Raw genomic sequence first — 14656 nt, 5'->3', positions numbered from 1 at the left:
ATTCCCCGAATGGGGCGATCGATGCGCCTCATGAGGACTAACGCGCCTACGCCTTCTGGACTAGCTCAACAGGGCATGTCCGCATTGCGGCGCGCGTAGCAGATCCAAGTCACCGCCGCGCACACCGCATAGAACGCGATGAAGCACCAGAGCGCGGCGTCGGGCGAGCCGGTCATGCTCATCGACGTGCCGAAGCTGCGCGGGATGAAGAAACCGCCGTACGCGCCGATCGCGCCCGCGAAGCCCAGCACCGCCGCCGACTCCTTGCCCGCTTCGTGCAGCGCCTGTTTCTTGACGTCGTCGGCCTGGCCTGCGGCTTCGCGCTGCTTCTGCGTGAGGAAGATCACCGGGATCATGCGGAACGTCGAGCCGTTGCCGAGCTCGTGGACGGATCTCGCAGCGCGACGCCCATGCCGATTGCCGGAATCAGCAGACTCGCCGTGGAGAGCGCCGTGAAGCGCCGGCCGCCGAAGATGGGCACCAGGAACGAATAGAAGATGCGCAGCGTCGCGCCCGACACTGCCGGCAACGCGGTGAGCCAGAACAACTGATCTTTCGTGAAGTGGAAGCCGCCTTTATCGAGACTGACGACCACCACGCTCCAGAGCGACCACACCGCGAAGGCCAGCGCGAGCGCGGGAATTGAAATCCAGAGATTGCGGCGGGCAACTGATTCTCCCGTCGCACGCCAGAAGACGGCGTTCTCGGGCTCCCATCGGGTGAGCAGGTATCTTGATGACATGGCTAGTGTTTGGGTTGAAACGTGAAATGCATGCTGATGAGACTGACGGCGGTGGCGCCGAACATCAGCATGAAACAGGTGGTGCGTACGCCCGTGAGATCGACGAGCACGCCGAAGAGGATCGGCAAAAGGAAGCCGGCGAGACCGCCCGCAAGGCCGACGATGCCCGACACCGCACCGATATTCGCGGAGAACTCATCCGAGACGAACTTGAATACCGACGCCTTGCCGATCGCCATGGCAACGCCGACAACGAACATCAGCGCCGTGTAGGCGACCGGCCCCGTCTCGATGCGAAACGTGCATGGACCGTCCTTCGCGTGGACGACGAAATCCGTGACCGGGTAGCTCAGCATGAAAAAGCATGCGAGCGCGATCCACATGACGACCCATGTGGTGCGATACGCGCCGAAGCGGTCGGACATCCAGCCGCCGAGCGCGCGCAGCATGCCGCCCGGAAGCGAGAAGCAGGCGGCGAGAAACGCGGCGTGCTCGATGCCGAAGCCGTACTGATTCACGTAGTACTGCGGCATCCACAATGCGAGGCCCACATAGCCGCCGAACACGACCGAGTAGTACTGCGCGTAACGCAGCACGCGCCGGTCTTTCAGCACGGCCATCTGCGCCGCGAAGCCGGGCGCGCCTTCACTGCGATGCGCGGGGTTCGATGCCGACACGAGCCAGAAGGCGAGCGCAGTGACGAGCATCGCGATCGAATAGACCTTCGGCACGATTGTCCATGTGCCCGCGGCGAGAATGAGCACGGGCGCCACGAACTTGGTGAGCGCGGCGCCCGAGTTGCCTGCGCCGAAGATGCCCATCGCGAGACCCTGGCGCGACTTCGGAAACCAGCGCGCGACATACGGCGTACCCACGGAAAACGATGCCCCCGCAACGCCGACGAACAAGCCGAGCACGAGAAATTGCCACAGTTCCGTGGCGTACCCGATCAGCCAGATTGGCACGACGGTGACGGCCATCGTGAAGAAAAACACGACGCGGCCGCCGAACCGGTCGGTCCAGATGCCCAGGGGCACGCGCAGTAACGAGCCCGTGAGCACGGGCGTCGCGGCGATGAGACCGAACTCGGTATCGGACAGATGCAACTGCTTCTTGAGGGGTATGCCGAGGATGGCGAACACCATCCAGACGGCGAAGCAGATCGTGAATGCGAACGTGCTCGCGCCGAGCACGCGCCATGCGCGCGTGTCGGTCGATGCGGTTGAATCGAGGTGTGTGTCGACGACGCTCATCGTCCTTTCCTTGTCGTTGCTGCTTGGTCGACAAGGGTAAGGAGCGCCGCGCGAGACGCCTATCCGCCGTGAGGATGAGGCGGCGATGTGCCGCTAGTCAAAAAGGATTAGCGGCACCGCCGTGTACGACCGGGGCCGAGGTAGATGCGCATTGCCCATCAATGCCTTTGTCGCGCCGTTTAGCCGACGCTATCCGAAATGCACGCGGCATTCGAATAGCACTCGGCTTGGCGGCCCGGATCAGGCGATCCATCCACCGTCGACCGTCAGGCTCTCGCCGGTCGTATAGCCTGCTTCGGGGCTGGCGAGATAAGCTACGGCCGCCGCGATTTCTGCCGGTTTGCCGAAACGTCCCACGCTTGCGAGCTTCGTCATCGTTGCGTGGTCTTCCGTGCCGGGCTGGGGAGCAAGTTCTGTATCGATCGGGCCGGGCTGGACGGCATTCACGGTCACGCCGTATTTGCCGAGTTCGCGAGATAGCCCGCGAGTAAAGCCTCTGAGAGCGAACTTCGATGCTATGTAGAGCGTCACGCCAGGCAGGGGCGCGGCTTCGCCAAAGGCCGAGCCCACGTTGATAATGCGTCCCCATCCCGCCGCGACCATTCGCGCTGCCGCGTCTTTTGCCAGTTCGATCGGCGCACGCACGTTCAGGTTGAAGTGAGTGTCGTATGACGTCTCCGAAGAATCGAGAAATGGGCCGTACTCGACCGTGCCAGCGTTGTTAACAAGGATATCGAGCCGCCCCTCGAAGCGGCCGCCGAACGCGCCGTTCAGTGAGTCAGTAAGGCTCTTGACGCCTTCGGGCTGCGACAGGTTGGCGCCGACAGCCTCAGCCTCGCCACCGGCATCACGGATCTCCTTGACGACTGCTTCGGCCCGCGCCGGACTCGACGCATAGTGAACGATGACCGACGCGCCGTCGCGCGCAAGACGTGCGGCAATAGCTGCACCGATTCCTCGCGAAGCGCCAGTAACGAGGGCGAGTTTGCCTTTCAGAGCTTGAGTCATTTTTTCCTCAACAGGTAGGTTTCAAAGCGGTTCTCCGGCCCGGGTAGCCGGGGGGGACCGCTGCATCGGAGCCAATGTTTTCGTGCACCGGCTGATGCGTATCCTCCGCTCGGGTGGCATCGCGCGGTAGTCGCGCGTGAGGAATAGCTCCTATTCCTGCGACGAGGGGGCAGACCGAAGCAGTCAGCGCCCAGGTGCGAAGCGGCTAGGCGGTGAGGTCCTCGCTCGATTTGCGCTCATTGAGAAGGTGCTCGACAAAAGCGACGAAAGCACGCGCCTTCGTGGTTGCCATGCGGCCGGACGGAAAAACTGCCCACAGATCAATCGGCGGCAACGTCCAGTCAGTCAGGACGGCCTTGACTGTGCCGTTCGCGAGTTCGGGGGCGAACATCCATTCCGAAGCGACAGCAAGGCCCATGTGAGCGAGTACCGCCGAGCGCATGCCTTCAGCTGCGTTCACGCTTATTCGGCCAGACAGCGTCACGGTTGAGTCGGAGCCGTCACTGCGGCTGAACAACCACGATTCACCGCCGCCTCGGACGGAGTACACGACCGCTTGATGTCGGTTTAGCTCGACAGGTGTTTGCGGACATCCCGCTTCCGCGAAATATGACGGTGTGCCGACGACGAGCCGCCGCCCGGTGGCGATACGGCGCGCAGTCATGGTCGAATCGTCCAGGGTGCCCATACGCAATGAGACATCGACGCCCTCTTCAAGCAAATCGACGGACCGGTCATGAAGTACGATATCGATGCTCAGACTGGGGTGTTGATCCAGGAAGGACTTCAGTGCCGGCAAGACGTGCAACCGTGCGAAGGTGACGGCTGCGCCTATGCGCAGTCGGCCGGACAAGCCATCCGCCGATTCACGCACTGCTTGTTCGGCCAACTCCGCCTCGTCGATGGCTCTGAGTGCGTGATCGTAGAACCGCTGACCGGCATCCGTCGGCGCCAGGCCCCGTGTCGATCTTAATAACAGACGGGCGCCCAGACGTTCCTCCAACTGTGCGACTGCCTTTGAGACGGCTGGTTGGCCCAGCTTCAACCTGCGTGCGGCGGCAGAGAATGAACCCGCATCGACAACTGTTACGAAAGTCTCCAACGCCACCATGCGGTCCATGTGCATCCTCCTGGCAGGATATCAGCGCAAGTGCGCAGTGTAGCGAACGGACGACCTCACGAGACAAAGCACGCCTTAGCTGGCGCCGCCCCGAAATCTTTCCGACGCGGCGCTTCATGCCGTCGAAATTGAAGGCGTTTCTCGATGCGCTGAAAGCGTGGGAGGGACCGCTTTGGCTTCCGTTGCGCTGAAGCCCGAGCCGTCGCGCTAGCGCCAGCCGAGCGCGGGGGCGACGTGCGTGAGGATCGATTCGATCACGTGTGCGCAGTACTCCACGCCGAGTTGATTCGGCACGGTCAACAGTAGCGTGTCGGCTTCCGCAATGGCCTCGTCGGCTGCGAGTTGCCTGACGAGCGCGTCGGGCTCTGCCGCATAACTGCGGCCGAACACTGTCCGGATGTTGCCGTCCAGCAGGCCGATCGTGTCGTCGCTGTTCGCATCGCGTCCGAAGTACATGCGGTCGCGATCGTTCATCAGCGCGAAGATGCTGCGACTCACCGACACGCGCGGCACGCGTACGTGTCCGGCGTCCTTCCATGCCTGCCGATACGCGCGAATCTGCTCGGCCTGCTGAACATGGAGCGGACGGCCCGACTCGTCGTTCTTCAGTGTCGAGCATTGCAGGTTCATGCCCATACCGGCTGCCCAGACGGCGGTGGCATCCGATCCCGAGCCCCACCAGATGCGATCGCGCAACCCTTCGGAATGGGGCTCGACGCGTAGCAGGCCCGGCGGGTTCGCAAACATCGGTCGGGGATTTGGCTCAGCGAAACCTTCGCCGCGCAGCACTTCGTAGAACACTTCAGTGTGTCGACGGGCCAGATCGACGTGTGTCTCACCTTCGCCCGGCGCATAGCCGAAATAGCGCCAGCCGTCGATCACCTGTTCGCCCGAGCCGCGGCTGATGCCGAGTTGCAGGCGTCCACCGGCGATGAGGTCGGCCGCGCCCGCATCCTCGGCCATGTACAGCGGGTTCTCGTACCTCATGTCAATGACGGCCGTGCCGATCTCGATGCGGCTGGTTCTCGCACCCACAGCCGCCAGCAGCGGAAACGGCGACGCGAGCTGGCGCGCGAAATGATGCACGCGGAAAAACGCGCCATCCGCGCCGAGCTGCTCCGCGGCAACCGCGAGGTCGATGGATTGCAGCAGGACGTCGGAAGCAGAACGCGCAAGCGAATGGGACGAAGGAGACCAATGGCCAAACGATAGAAAACCGATTTTTTTCATGTCAGCGTTGCGCGCAAGCGTGAGAAGACAATGAGCGTATGTTGCCCGAGTCGGGCAGACGCCGCTTGCACGCGCGCTGTCTGCCCGTTCTTTCTTCGCGGATCAGGCCGGAAAGTCGGTGGATGCGGAAAGCGCCTTCCAGGTTTGCGTTGCGGCAGTCACGTGCGCATTCTTTTCCGCGAGCGCCTTGAGCGTGTCCGTGCCGAACGGCAAACGCAGCGGCGGCTTCATTCCATCCGTGCCCGTCTAATCAAAAGTCCCTGTCGCGCCGACATTCCTTACCACTTCGTTTCGAATCCATCACGAACGAACGGAATGCGATATAGGAGAGCGACTCGTCGACTTCCAATAGAAAAAATTCTGGATCTCGGTCGCTTGTCCAATCCCCCGCTGATTGCGACCTGCTGTGACGAGGGAAAACCCTCAGCGTCGAACTTCCACCCCACAGCTCCGTCGGGCGCGGCACACGGGATGCGCCCCGACCGATCGTTACCCTCGTGATAACGAACGCATTCTGAAGCTGATTGAAACCACTTCGTCCGCTCCCTAGACTTGCCTCATGTCCTGAGCGAGAGTCCACATGTCCATTCAAAGTCAGAGCCAATCCCGCTGGGCCACGCGCCGCGCGGAAAAACATCGCCGGCTTGCGCGGGTTGCATCGATCGCGGATGGCATGGTGCTGCCCACCGGGCGCATCGTCGATGTCCTGCAAGCGCTCGTCGCACCTGGCGACCGCGTCGTCGTCGAGGGGAACAACCAGAAGCAGGCGGATTTCCTGTCGCGTTCGCTTGCGAAGGTCGATCCGGACATCGTCCACGACCTGCATCTCATCATTCCGAGCGTGAGCCGCGCCGAACATCTCGATCTCTTCGAGCGCGGCATCGCAAGGAAACTCGACTTCGCCTATGCCGGCGCGCAAAGTCTGCGCATCTCGCAGTTCCTGCAGGACGGCATCCTGGAGATCGGCGCGATTCACACCTACATCGAGCTGTATGCGCGGCTCTATGTGGACCTGACGCCGAACGTCGTGCTGTGCGCGGGCTACAAGGCGGATCGCGCAGGCAATCTCTATACGGGTCCGAGCACGGAGGACACGCCCTCGCTCGTCGAAGCCGCGGCGTTTCGCGACGGCATCGTGATCGCGCAGGTCAACGAGATCGTCGACGACCCGAAGGACCTGCCGCGCGTCGATATCCCCGGCTCGTGGATCGATTTCGTGGTGCAGGCCGACAAGCCTTTCTTCATCGAGCCGCTCTTTACGCGCGATCCACGTCTCATCACGCCGATCCAGGTGCTGATGGCGATGATGGCGATTCGCGGCATCTACGAGCGGCATCAGGTGCAGTCGCTCAATCATGGCATCGGCTTCAACACCGCGGCAATCGAACTGATCCTGCCCACCTACGGCGAAAGGCTCGGCCTCAAGGGCAAGATCTGTCGCCACTGGACGCTGAATCCTCATCCGACGCTGATCCCGGCGATCGAAACCGGCTGGGTCGAGAGCGTGCACTGCTTCGGCGGCGAACTCGGCATGGAAGCGTATGTCGCGCAACGGCCCGACATCTTCTTCACCGGCCGCGACGGCTCGATGCGCTCCAATCGCACGATGTGCCAGCTCGCCGGGCAATACGCGGTGGACATGTTCATCGGCTCGACGCTGCAGATGGACGGCGCTGGCAATTCGTCGACGGTCACGCATGGGCGGCTCACCGGCTTCGGCGGCGCGCCGAACATGGGCCACGATCCGCACGGCCGGCGCCACGCGACGCCCGCATGGCTCGATCTCCTGCAAACGGATAGCCCCCTCGAACGCGGCCGCAAGCTCGTCGTGCAAATGGTCGAGACGTTCCAGGCGGGCGGCCAGCCGACCATCGTCGAATCGATCGATGCCGTCGAGGTCGGCCGCGAGTCCGGCATGCCGCTCGCACCCGTCATGATCTATGGCGACGACGTCACGCACGTGCTGACCGAGGAAGGCATCGCATATCTCTACAAGGCGCGCTCGCTCGAACATCGCAAGGAGATGATCGCCGCCGTCGCGGGGGTCACGCCGATCGGTCTCAAGAGCGACGCAGGCAAGCTTGCGGCGCTGCGCCGCGACGGCTTCGTCGCGCTGCCCGAGGACCTCGGCGTCCATCGCAGCGAGGCGAGCCGGTCGCTGCTCGCCGCGAAAAGCATGGCCGATATCGTCGACTGGTCGGACGGGCTGTACGAACCGCCCGCACGCTTTCGGAGCTGGTAATGCGCGAGAACCTCGCTATGAATGCGGCGCGGCCGCTGCGCCACGCACCGGATCTGGCCGAGCGTTTCGGCGCGCATGTGGTGGAAGCGCTGATCGATGAAGTCACGCTCGCGCCGAAACCCGGCCTCGTCGATATCCGCAGCCGCGGCGCGCATCGCGATCTCGACTGGAGGCTGATGTGCGTATCGGCGCTCGCATTGCAGCCGACGTTCGTCGAGCTGGCGCGAGCCGGCTTCGAAATCGAGCCGATGCTCGCGCTGCGCGAGCGCATCGGCGCAATCGGACGCGACGGCGAAGCGCGCATGCTCGGCGCGACTGGCGGGGTGAACACGCATCGCGGCGCGATCTGGGCGCTCGGGCTGCTCGTGACCGCAGCGGCACGCGCACCTTTGGAACTTGCACCGCGAGCCGTCGCGTTGCGTGCCGGGTCCATCGCTCGCGTGCAGGACCGCCACGCCCCGGCGATCACCGGCAACAAGGGCGAGCAGGCGTGCCTCGACTACCACGTCGGCGGCGCGCGCGCACAGGCGCAGGCCGGCTTCCCGCATGTCGTGGATATCGCGCTGCCGGAGCTCATGCGTTCGCGCTCGCGTGGCGACAGCGAAACGGCTGCGCGCCTCAACGCATTGCTCGCCGTGATGGCAACGCTCGATGACACCTGCGTGCTCGCGCGCGGCGGCCCTGACGCGCTCGCCGAAATGCAGCACGGCGCGCGGTGCGTGCTCGAACGAGGCGGCGCCGCCGCGCTCGCGGGGCGCCGCGAACTGAAGACCCTCGACCGGCGTCTCGTCGAACTGCACGTATCGCCCGGCGGCGCCGCCGATCTGCTCGCCGCAGCCATCTTTCTCGACCGGCTTCGAGGCGAAGCCAATCATCCGTCGAACGCATAGGAACACACATGGAAACCATCGTCCTCGAATTCCCGGCGGGGCAGCCCGCGCAAGGCCGCGCGCTCGTGGGGGTCGTCGCTTCGGGAGACCTCGAAGTGCTGCTCGAAGCGAACGCGGCGAATCGCACCGTCGTGAACATCACGACCTCCGTCGACGGAAAAGGCCGCCTCTGGCAAGCCGTGCTCGAACGCATCTTCGGCGACGGATCGCTGCCCGCCGCGAAACTCGAGATCAACGACTCGGGCGCGACGCCGGGCGTCGTGCAGATGCGCATCGGGCAAGTCTTCGAACAACTGAAATCAACCGGCGGAGCGTGAACATCATGGATACACGGCAACTGCTCGAACGCCAGAGCTTCATCGAGCTCGATGCGCGCAGCCGCGCAAAAAGACTCCTCGACAAAGGCACGTTCAGCGAACTGCTCGACCCGTTCCAGCGCGTCACGTCGCCGTGGCTCATGCGCCAGGGCATCGTCACGCAGGCCGACGACGGCATGGTGGTCGCCCGGGGCACTATCGACGGAGAGCCCGCCGTCGTGCTCGGCATCGACGGCGGATTCCAGGGCGGCAGCATGGGCGAGGTGTCGGCGGCGAAGATCGCGGGCAGCCTCGAACTCGCGGCCGAGGACAACCGCAACGGCATTCCGACGCGCGCGGTCATCCTCTTCGAAACGGGCGGTGTGCGCCTGCAGGAAGCCAATCTCGGGCTCGCGGCGATCGCGGAGATTCACGCGGGCATCGTCGACTTGCGGCGCTACCAGCCGGTGATCGGCATCACGGCCGGACCGATCGGCTGCTACGGCGGCATGTCTATCGCGGCAGGCCTGTGCAGCTATCTCATCGGCACGCGCGAAGCGCGCCTCGGCCTCAACGGGCCTGCTGTTATCGAGCAGGAAGCGGGCATCGCCGAATTCGATTCGCGCGACCGTCCGATGATCTGGAGCTTCACCGGTTGCGAGCAACGGCATCGCACGGGACTCGTCGATGACTACGTCGCCGACGACGCCGATGCGATGCGCGCGGCCGTCATCGACCTGTTTCGCGCGGGCCGGCCCGAGGCATGCCGCAGCGAACGCGTCGCGGGTTTCCTGGCGCGGCTTTCCGAGGTCGATCCGGGCGTGCAGGCCACGCCCGAACAGGTAGCCGCCATCTACGGCAAGGGGTTTCAGTCATGAGCACACAAGAGCTTTCGAAGCGCGGCGCGGTCTGGCTCGACGCGCTCACGTACAGCGCGCCGTTGCAGCCCGGCTATCCGCCGTCCGTGCGTGTCGCCGATGCGCGGCTGGGCGAGCATCGCGCACGCTTTATCGCCGTGGTGCCCGATCCGGACAACCCGTTCCCGCGCGCGCGCGGCGGCGAGGTCGGGCTTGTCGAGGCGTGGGAACTTGCGCGGGCGGTGCGCGAAGTCATTGCGGCCGACAAGGAGCGCGACGAGAAGCGCGTAATCGTCGCGGTCATCGATGTCGCGAGTCAGGCGTACGGACGGCGCGAAGAAGCGTATGGCATCCACCAGGCGCTCGCCGGTGCCGCGGATGCTTACGCCAGCGCACGGCTCGCGGGTCATCCGGTGATCGGGCTGATCGTCGGGCGCGCGATGTCCGGGGCGTTTCTCGCGCACGGCTATCAGGCGAACCGGCTGATCGCGCTCGCCGATTCGCAGGTCATGGTTCATGCGATGGGCAAGGAATCGGCCGCGCGGGTCACGCTGCGCTCGGTCGCGGATCTCGAAGCCTTCACGGCGCGCGTGCCGCCGATGGCCTACGACATCGACAACTATGCGTCGCTCGGGCTGCTGTGGAAGCTCCTCAGCGTGAGCGATGCCGATGCGCCGACCCGCGCCGATCAGACGGCCGTCGAGACGTCCCTGCAAGCCGCCTTCGACGACATTCGCCGCGACCCTTCGCGCGGGCTGGAAAGCCGGCTCGGCAGCGAACACCGCGCGGCCTCCGCGACCGTGCGGCGCAAGTTGCGGGAGCAGTGGCGCTAGAACCGGCCCTTCGCAGCGGCTCGCTAGAAGCCAATAAATTTATTAACGGAGACACGAAATGATCATCTACGGAACCGCCCTTCTGGCGTTCTGCCACCTCGCAGGACTATTTCTCGGCGATCTGCTCGGCGTTGCCATCGGCGTGAAGACCAACGTCGGCGGCGTCGGCATCGCAATGTTGCTGCTGATTTTCCTGCGCCTCTATCTGCACAAGAAGGGCTGGCTGCCGAAGGAGACCGAAGCGGGCGTGGGCTTCTGGGGCGCGATGTACATCCCCGTCGTCGTCGCGATGGCGGCCAACCAGAACGTTGTCGCCGCGCTCAAGGGCGGTCCCGTCGCGCTGCTGTCGGCGTTGGGCGCTGCCGCTGTCTGCGCGGGCTGCATCGCCGTCCTTTCCCGCACCGGTCACGACAGCACGTCGTTCGTGAACGCCCCGCACCTCGAAGAAATCTGAAGCAGGAGACCGCCATGCTGCATATGCTCGACAAGATTCTGATCCAGAACGGCCTCGTCACCGCGTTCTTCCTCGTGGGCCTCATCATGTGGGTGTCGTCGGTGATTTCGCGCAAGCTGACCTTCGGGCGCGTGCACGGCTCGGCGATCGCGATCGTCATCGGCCTCGTGCTTGCCTACCTCGGCGGCGCGTTCACCGGAGGACAAAAAGGTCTCGCGGACCTGCCGCTGTTTACCGGCGTCGGTCTGATGGGCGGTGCGATGCTGCGCGACTTCGCCATCGTCGCGACCGCGTTCGAAGTGCAGGCGACCGAAGCCCGCAAGGCGGGACTGATCGGCGTGGTCTCGCTGCTGCTCGGGACAGTGCTGCCGTTCATCGTCGGCGCGAGCATCGCGCATGCGTTCGGCTACACGGACGCGGTCAGCATGACGACCATCGGTGCGGGCGCGGTCACGTATATCGTGGGTCCCGTGACGGGCGCGGCGATCGGCGCGAGCTCGGATGTGATCGCGCTCAGCATCGCGACGGGTCTCATCAAGGCGATCATCGTGATGATCGGCACGCCGATCGCGGCAGGCTTCATGGGGTTGAAGACGCCACGGTCCGCGATGATCTTCGGCGGGCTGGCCGGCACGGTGAGCGGCGTCAGCGCGGGGCTGGCCGCAACCGACCGGCGGCTCGTTCCCTACGGCGCGCTGATCGCGACCTTCCATACGGGCGTCGGCTGCCTGCTCGGGCCCTCGCTGCTTTTCTTTGCGACCAAGGCGCTGATGGGCGCGTGATGCGTCCGAGAGAACCATCGTGTCCATCACCGAAGAAATCATCCGCCCGCACGACCTCCTGTGGATTGCAACGCCGCAAGACATCCGGCCGATTTCGGACGTGCCTGCATGGGCTTCGCCCGAGTGGCTGTCGGTCGCGCCGGTCGTCGTGCGGCGCGAGGCGGTCGCGGAACATGGCCTCGTGCCGGTGGGGATTCGAGGGCGCACGCGCGGCGAGCGCTTCGCGGCGTTCGTGGCCCGCGAGCGCATCGTGCGGCGCGTGACACCCGAGGCGCTCGCCCGGGGGCGCGGCTGGCGGGCACACGTCGCGCTCGCGAACCTGCCCTGCATTCGCGCACTCGATCGCATCGCGCCCGAACTCGACCGGCTCGCGTTGACCTGGGGCGTTGCCGGCAGCGTCGGCTTTGCGCTGGCAAGCGGCGTGAGCACGCTCCGGGAGGACAGCGACCTCGACCTTCTGGTGCGTGCGGAGCGGCCGTTGCCGCGAGAGGAAGCGCGGGCGCTGCTGTCGCTGCTGCGAGCCGCGCCCGCGCGCATCGACATGCAAGTGGATAACGGCCACGGCGGTTTCGCTCTGGCGGAGTGGGCCGGCCGGGCCGACCGCGTGCTGCTGAAGACAGGGCGCGGTCCCGTGCTCGTAGCCGATCCCTGGGCGCCCGACGCATCATGAGCGTGCTATTCACGTTTCCCGGTCAGGGCTCGCAGCGCGCCGGCATGCTGCATGCGTTGCCGGCGCACACCGAAGTCGCCCGCACGCTCGAAGAAGCCAGCGACGTGCTCGGCTACGACGTGAAGTGCATCGACGACGCGGCAGCGCTTCGCTCCACCGTCGCCGTGCAGCTTTGTCTGCTGATCGCGGGCGTCGCTCAGGCGCGCGTCATTCGGGCCCGCGGCCACGAGCCCGACATGGTGTCGGGACTTTCGGTCGGCGCGTATCCCGCCGCCGTGATCGCCGGCGCCCTCGCCTACGCCGATGCCACCAGGCTTGTCGCCTTGCGCGGCCAGTTGATGGAGCGCGCCTATCCGGGCGGCTACGGCATGACTGCGATCATCGGCATGACGCAACGGGCGCTCGAACGGCTGATCGCGCAAGTGAATAGCGACACCGAGCCCGTCTTTCTTGCGAACATCAACACGGAAACGCAGATGGTGGTCTCGGGCAGCGATGCCGGGATGCAACGTTTGTCCACGCTCGCAATCGAACACGGCGCGCAACGTTGCGAGCGTCTCGATGTCGCGGTGCCATCGCATTGCGCCCTGCTCGACGCACCCGCGGCCTCCCTCGCCGATGCATTCGCAGACGTCCACGTACGTGCGCCGGGTATCGCGTATCTGAGCAGCAGCGCCGCCCGGCCGCTGTTCGACGGTGCGCGCATCGCCGCCGATCTTGCCGGCAATATGGCGCGGCCGGTGCGCTGGCACGACACGATGAGACTTGCGTGGGAGCGCGGCGCGCGCCTCGCGATCGAGATGCCGCCCGCAAATGTCCTGACGCGCATGGCCAGCCCGATTTTCACGGAGGGCGTCGCGGTGAGTTGCAGCGAGACCTCGCTGCCGGACCTCGGCGCGCTCGTCGAACGCGAACGCAGACGCGACGAACGGTGAAGCGTCAGCCAGCGCTTCTTGTGCGCAAGCGGCAGACGGCCATCAGCGCGAGCAGGTTCGGGTCGCGCTCACGCGCGCGCAGGAAGCTCACGCCGATAGTCTGGCGCATCAGGTATTGCGGCTTGAGCGGAATGAATTGCACCTTGTCGCCGAAGACCCCGCGCACGCGCCCGGGCAGAAGCGTGTAGCCGACACCGCCGCTCACCAGGTTCATCAGCGAGAAGATATCGCCGGTTCGCATCGTCACGTTCGGCGTGAAGTCAGCGACGCGAAATGCCTCCACGAAGCCGTGATAGGTCGCAAAGCCCTCGCCGAGCGAAACGAATGCCTCGTCGCGGCAGTCCCGCAGGTCGACCGCCTCCTGGTTTGCGTAGGCGGAACCCGCCGGTGCGGCGAAAAAGATGTCGTCTTCGAAAAGGGGGATGGATTCGACCTCGGGTTCGGCATCCGGCACCGCCATCAGCGCCGCATCGATTTCGCCCCGCTTCAGTTTGTCGAGCAGTTCCACATTCGGACCGAGCACCAGTTCGACGTGGAGTGTCGGCCGGCGCACCTTGATATCGACGACGATGCCGGGCACGGTTTTGATGGTCAGCGAATACAGCGAGCCGATCTTGAGCCGGTCTGACGAATAACCCGCGGCCTCGCGTGTCGCACGAATGCCTTCGGACATCAGCGTCAGCACCTCCTGCGCCACGTCGGCGAGCATCTGCGCCGCTTCGGTCGACTTGAGATTGCGGCCCTCGTGGCGGAACAGCGCGCATCGCACGCCTTGCTCGAGCGAGTGCAGCGCGCGGTGCACGCTGACGGTGCTCACGTTCAGCGCTTCGGCCGCCTTCGCCAGATTGCCCGTCTCCATGAATGCGAGCAGGACTTCGAGCTTGCGGAAGGTTATTTCGTCGTCGATTCGGTCGCGCATCGTCGGTCATGGAACGGTCGAGGTTGTCGATTATCGCCCCGCGAGTGCGGCGAACGAATAGCGTTTATCCCTCAATCCGCTTCTACACTTCGAATACCAGAAGGCATCGCCCGAGATCCTCGAGAAGGTCGCGCGTATCAAGGCAATCGCCGATCGCCACAACGTGAGTGTCAAGGCCGCGGCGCTGCAATTCGTGCTTGCGAATCCGGTCGTCGCGGCAGTGATTCCGGGCGCAAGCAAGCCCGAACGCATTGCGGAAGATCATGCTGCCGTCAAGGAAGCGATTCCGGCGGCGGGCGTTCGCCTGGGAGATCCCCACCTGAAAGTCCGTGTAGTCCATCGTTTCGCCGCAGTGTCAAAGGAACCGCTAGGCGCGGCGCTGAACTACATACTCGAGTAAGTGACACAATAGGCCGCAGGCGTGA

General features: G+C 64.9%; 14 protein-coding genes and 4 pseudogenes. 11 read left to right on the top strand and 7 right to left on the bottom strand.

Annotated features, from left to right (window positions below; translation table 11 throughout):
• Nucleotides 1-65 precede the first annotated feature (65 nt).
• The 4 genes and pseudogenes from NCT32_RS33425 to NCT32_RS33410 all read right to left on the bottom strand — a co-directional run bounded on the left by NCT32_RS33425 (nt 66) and on the right by NCT32_RS33410 (nt 4123).
• A pseudogene (locus NCT32_RS33425) lies at nt 66-742 on the bottom strand (hypothetical protein).
• Between the two features lie 2 nt (nt 743-744).
• A complete protein-coding gene (locus NCT32_RS33420) occupies nt 745-1995 on the bottom strand; it encodes a nitrate/nitrite transporter (RefSeq protein WP_250491284.1) in 1251 nt (416 codons plus the stop codon).
• A 240-nt stretch (nt 1996-2235) separates the two neighbouring features.
• Nucleotides 2236-3003, bottom strand: a complete 768-nt coding sequence (locus NCT32_RS33415; protein ID WP_250478455.1) for an SDR family NAD(P)-dependent oxidoreductase — start codon at nt 3001-3003, stop codon at nt 2236-2238.
• Between the two features lie 205 nt (nt 3004-3208).
• Nucleotides 3209-4123, bottom strand: a complete 915-nt coding sequence (locus NCT32_RS33410) for a LysR family transcriptional regulator (RefSeq protein WP_250478454.1) — start codon at nt 4121-4123, stop codon at nt 3209-3211.
• Nucleotides 4124-4203: 80 nt separating this feature from the next.
• On the opposite strand from NCT32_RS33410, the pseudogene NCT32_RS37725 reads away from it, so the two are divergent.
• Nucleotides 4204-4314, top strand: a pseudogene (locus NCT32_RS37725) (LysR family transcriptional regulator); the annotation flags it as partial.
• Between the two features lie 16 nt (nt 4315-4330).
• Here the strand turns inward: NCT32_RS37725 and NCT32_RS33405 are convergent.
• Together NCT32_RS33405 and NCT32_RS33400 are read right to left on the bottom strand one after the other, a co-directional pair.
• On the bottom strand, nt 4331-5353 hold the full coding sequence (locus NCT32_RS33405; RefSeq protein ID WP_061118525.1) for an LLM class flavin-dependent oxidoreductase: 1023 nt from the start codon (nt 5351-5353) through the stop codon (nt 4331-4333).
• Nucleotides 5354-5455: 102 nt separating this feature from the next.
• Nucleotides 5456-5590: pseudogene (locus NCT32_RS33400) on the bottom strand (short-chain dehydrogenase/reductase); the annotation flags it as partial.
• Between the two features lie 343 nt (nt 5591-5933).
• Between NCT32_RS33400 and mdcA the strand changes: the two are divergent.
• The 9 genes from mdcA to mdcH are packed head-to-tail and all read left to right on the top strand — an operon-like array spanning nt 5934 to nt 13312.
• Nucleotides 5934-7595, top strand: a complete 1662-nt coding sequence (mdcA, locus tag NCT32_RS33395; RefSeq protein WP_061118524.1) for a malonate decarboxylase subunit alpha — start codon at nt 5934-5936, stop codon at nt 7593-7595.
• The gene (locus NCT32_RS33390; RefSeq protein WP_250478453.1) at nt 7595-8485 is read left to right on the top strand and encodes a triphosphoribosyl-dephospho-CoA synthase; all 891 of its coding nucleotides are present in this window, start codon (nt 7595-7597) and stop codon (nt 8483-8485) included. The genes mdcA and NCT32_RS33390 overlap by 1 nt, the downstream gene beginning before the upstream one ends.
• 8 nt (nt 8486-8493) lie before the next feature.
• On the top strand, nt 8494-8802 hold the full coding sequence (locus tag NCT32_RS33385; protein ID WP_061118522.1) for a malonate decarboxylase subunit delta: 309 nt from the start codon (nt 8494-8496) through the stop codon (nt 8800-8802).
• A 5-nt stretch (nt 8803-8807) separates the two neighbouring features.
• Nucleotides 8808-9659 carry a biotin-independent malonate decarboxylase subunit beta gene (locus NCT32_RS33380; protein WP_061118568.1) on the top strand — a complete coding sequence of 284 codons (852 nt, stop codon included), beginning with the start codon at nt 8808-8810 and terminating at the stop codon, nt 9657-9659.
• Entirely contained in the window at nt 9656-10471 is an 816-nt protein-coding gene (gene mdcE / locus NCT32_RS33375; RefSeq protein ID WP_250478452.1) for a biotin-independent malonate decarboxylase subunit gamma, read from the top strand. The genes NCT32_RS33380 and mdcE overlap by 4 nt, the downstream gene beginning before the upstream one ends.
• Before the next feature lie 58 nt (nt 10472-10529).
• Nucleotides 10530-10925 carry a malonate transporter subunit MadL gene (gene madL, locus NCT32_RS33370; RefSeq protein ID WP_061118520.1) on the top strand — a complete coding sequence of 132 codons (396 nt, stop codon included), beginning with the start codon at nt 10530-10532 and terminating at the stop codon, nt 10923-10925.
• 14 nt (nt 10926-10939) lie between these two features.
• Entirely contained in the window at nt 10940-11707 is a 768-nt protein-coding gene (gene madM, locus NCT32_RS33365; protein ID WP_061118519.1) for a malonate transporter subunit MadM, read from the top strand.
• A gap of 19 nt (nt 11708-11726) precedes the next feature.
• The gene (locus NCT32_RS33360) at nt 11727-12377 is read left to right on the top strand and encodes a malonate decarboxylase holo-ACP synthase (protein WP_250478451.1); all 651 of its coding nucleotides are present in this window, start codon (nt 11727-11729) and stop codon (nt 12375-12377) included.
• The gene (gene mdcH, locus NCT32_RS33355) at nt 12374-13312 is read left to right on the top strand and encodes a malonate decarboxylase subunit epsilon (protein ID WP_250478450.1); all 939 of its coding nucleotides are present in this window, start codon (nt 12374-12376) and stop codon (nt 13310-13312) included. Before NCT32_RS33360 ends, mdcH begins: the two co-directional genes overlap by 4 nt.
• A gap of 4 nt (nt 13313-13316) precedes the next feature.
• Here mdcH and NCT32_RS33350 read toward each other — a convergent pair whose 3' ends face one another.
• A complete protein-coding gene (locus NCT32_RS33350; protein WP_061118516.1) occupies nt 13317-14231 on the bottom strand; it encodes a LysR family transcriptional regulator in 915 nt (304 codons plus the stop codon).
• A gap of 85 nt (nt 14232-14316) precedes the next feature.
• Here NCT32_RS33350 and NCT32_RS33345 point away from each other — a divergent pair.
• Nucleotides 14317-14631 (top strand): annotated as a pseudogene (locus tag NCT32_RS33345) (aldo/keto reductase); the annotation flags it as partial.
• Nucleotides 14632-14656 lie beyond the last annotated feature (25 nt).

Origin of the sequence: Caballeronia sp. INML2, from assembly GCF_023631365.1 — a bacterium.
In the GTDB taxonomy this organism is placed as follows: Bacteria; Pseudomonadota; Gammaproteobacteria; order Burkholderiales; family Burkholderiaceae; genus Caballeronia; species Caballeronia turbans.
This window is presented reverse-complemented; position numbering and strand designations above follow the sequence as displayed.

What these genes read in the sequence shown, in the direction of transcription:
- madL (WP_061118520.1), top strand. Translation starts at nt 10,530, where the DNA reads ATGATCATCTACGGAACCGCCCTTCTGGCGTTCTGCCACCTCGCAGGA.
- madM (WP_061118519.1), top strand. Translation starts at nt 10,940, where the DNA reads ATGCTGCATATGCTCGACAAGATTCTGATCCAGAACGGCCTCGTCACC.
- NCT32_RS33420 (WP_250491284.1), bottom strand. Translation starts at nt 1,995, where the DNA reads ATGAGCGTCGTCGACACACACCTCGATTCAACCGCATCGACCGACACG.
- mdcA (WP_061118524.1), top strand. Translation starts at nt 5,934, where the DNA reads ATGTCCATTCAAAGTCAGAGCCAATCCCGCTGGGCCACGCGCCGCGCG.
- NCT32_RS33380 (WP_061118568.1), top strand. Translation starts at nt 8,808, where the DNA reads ATGGATACACGGCAACTGCTCGAACGCCAGAGCTTCATCGAGCTCGAT.
- NCT32_RS33350 (WP_061118516.1), bottom strand. Translation starts at nt 14,231, where the DNA reads ATGCGCGACCGAATCGACGACGAAATAACCTTCCGCAAGCTCGAAGTC.
- NCT32_RS33410 (WP_250478454.1), bottom strand. Translation starts at nt 4,123, where the DNA reads ATGGACCGCATGGTGGCGTTGGAGACTTTCGTAACAGTTGTCGATGCG.
- NCT32_RS33415 (WP_250478455.1), bottom strand. Translation starts at nt 3,003, where the DNA reads ATGACTCAAGCTCTGAAAGGCAAACTCGCCCTCGTTACTGGCGCTTCG.
- mdcE (WP_250478452.1), top strand. Translation starts at nt 9,656, where the DNA reads ATGAGCACACAAGAGCTTTCGAAGCGCGGCGCGGTCTGGCTCGACGCG.
- mdcH (WP_250478450.1), top strand. Translation starts at nt 12,374, where the DNA reads ATGAGCGTGCTATTCACGTTTCCCGGTCAGGGCTCGCAGCGCGCCGGC.
- NCT32_RS33405 (WP_061118525.1), bottom strand. Translation starts at nt 5,353, where the DNA reads ATGAAAAAAATCGGTTTTCTATCGTTTGGCCATTGGTCTCCTTCGTCC.
- NCT32_RS33390 (WP_250478453.1), top strand. Translation starts at nt 7,595, where the DNA reads ATGCGCGAGAACCTCGCTATGAATGCGGCGCGGCCGCTGCGCCACGCA.
- NCT32_RS33385 (WP_061118522.1), top strand. Translation starts at nt 8,494, where the DNA reads ATGGAAACCATCGTCCTCGAATTCCCGGCGGGGCAGCCCGCGCAAGGC.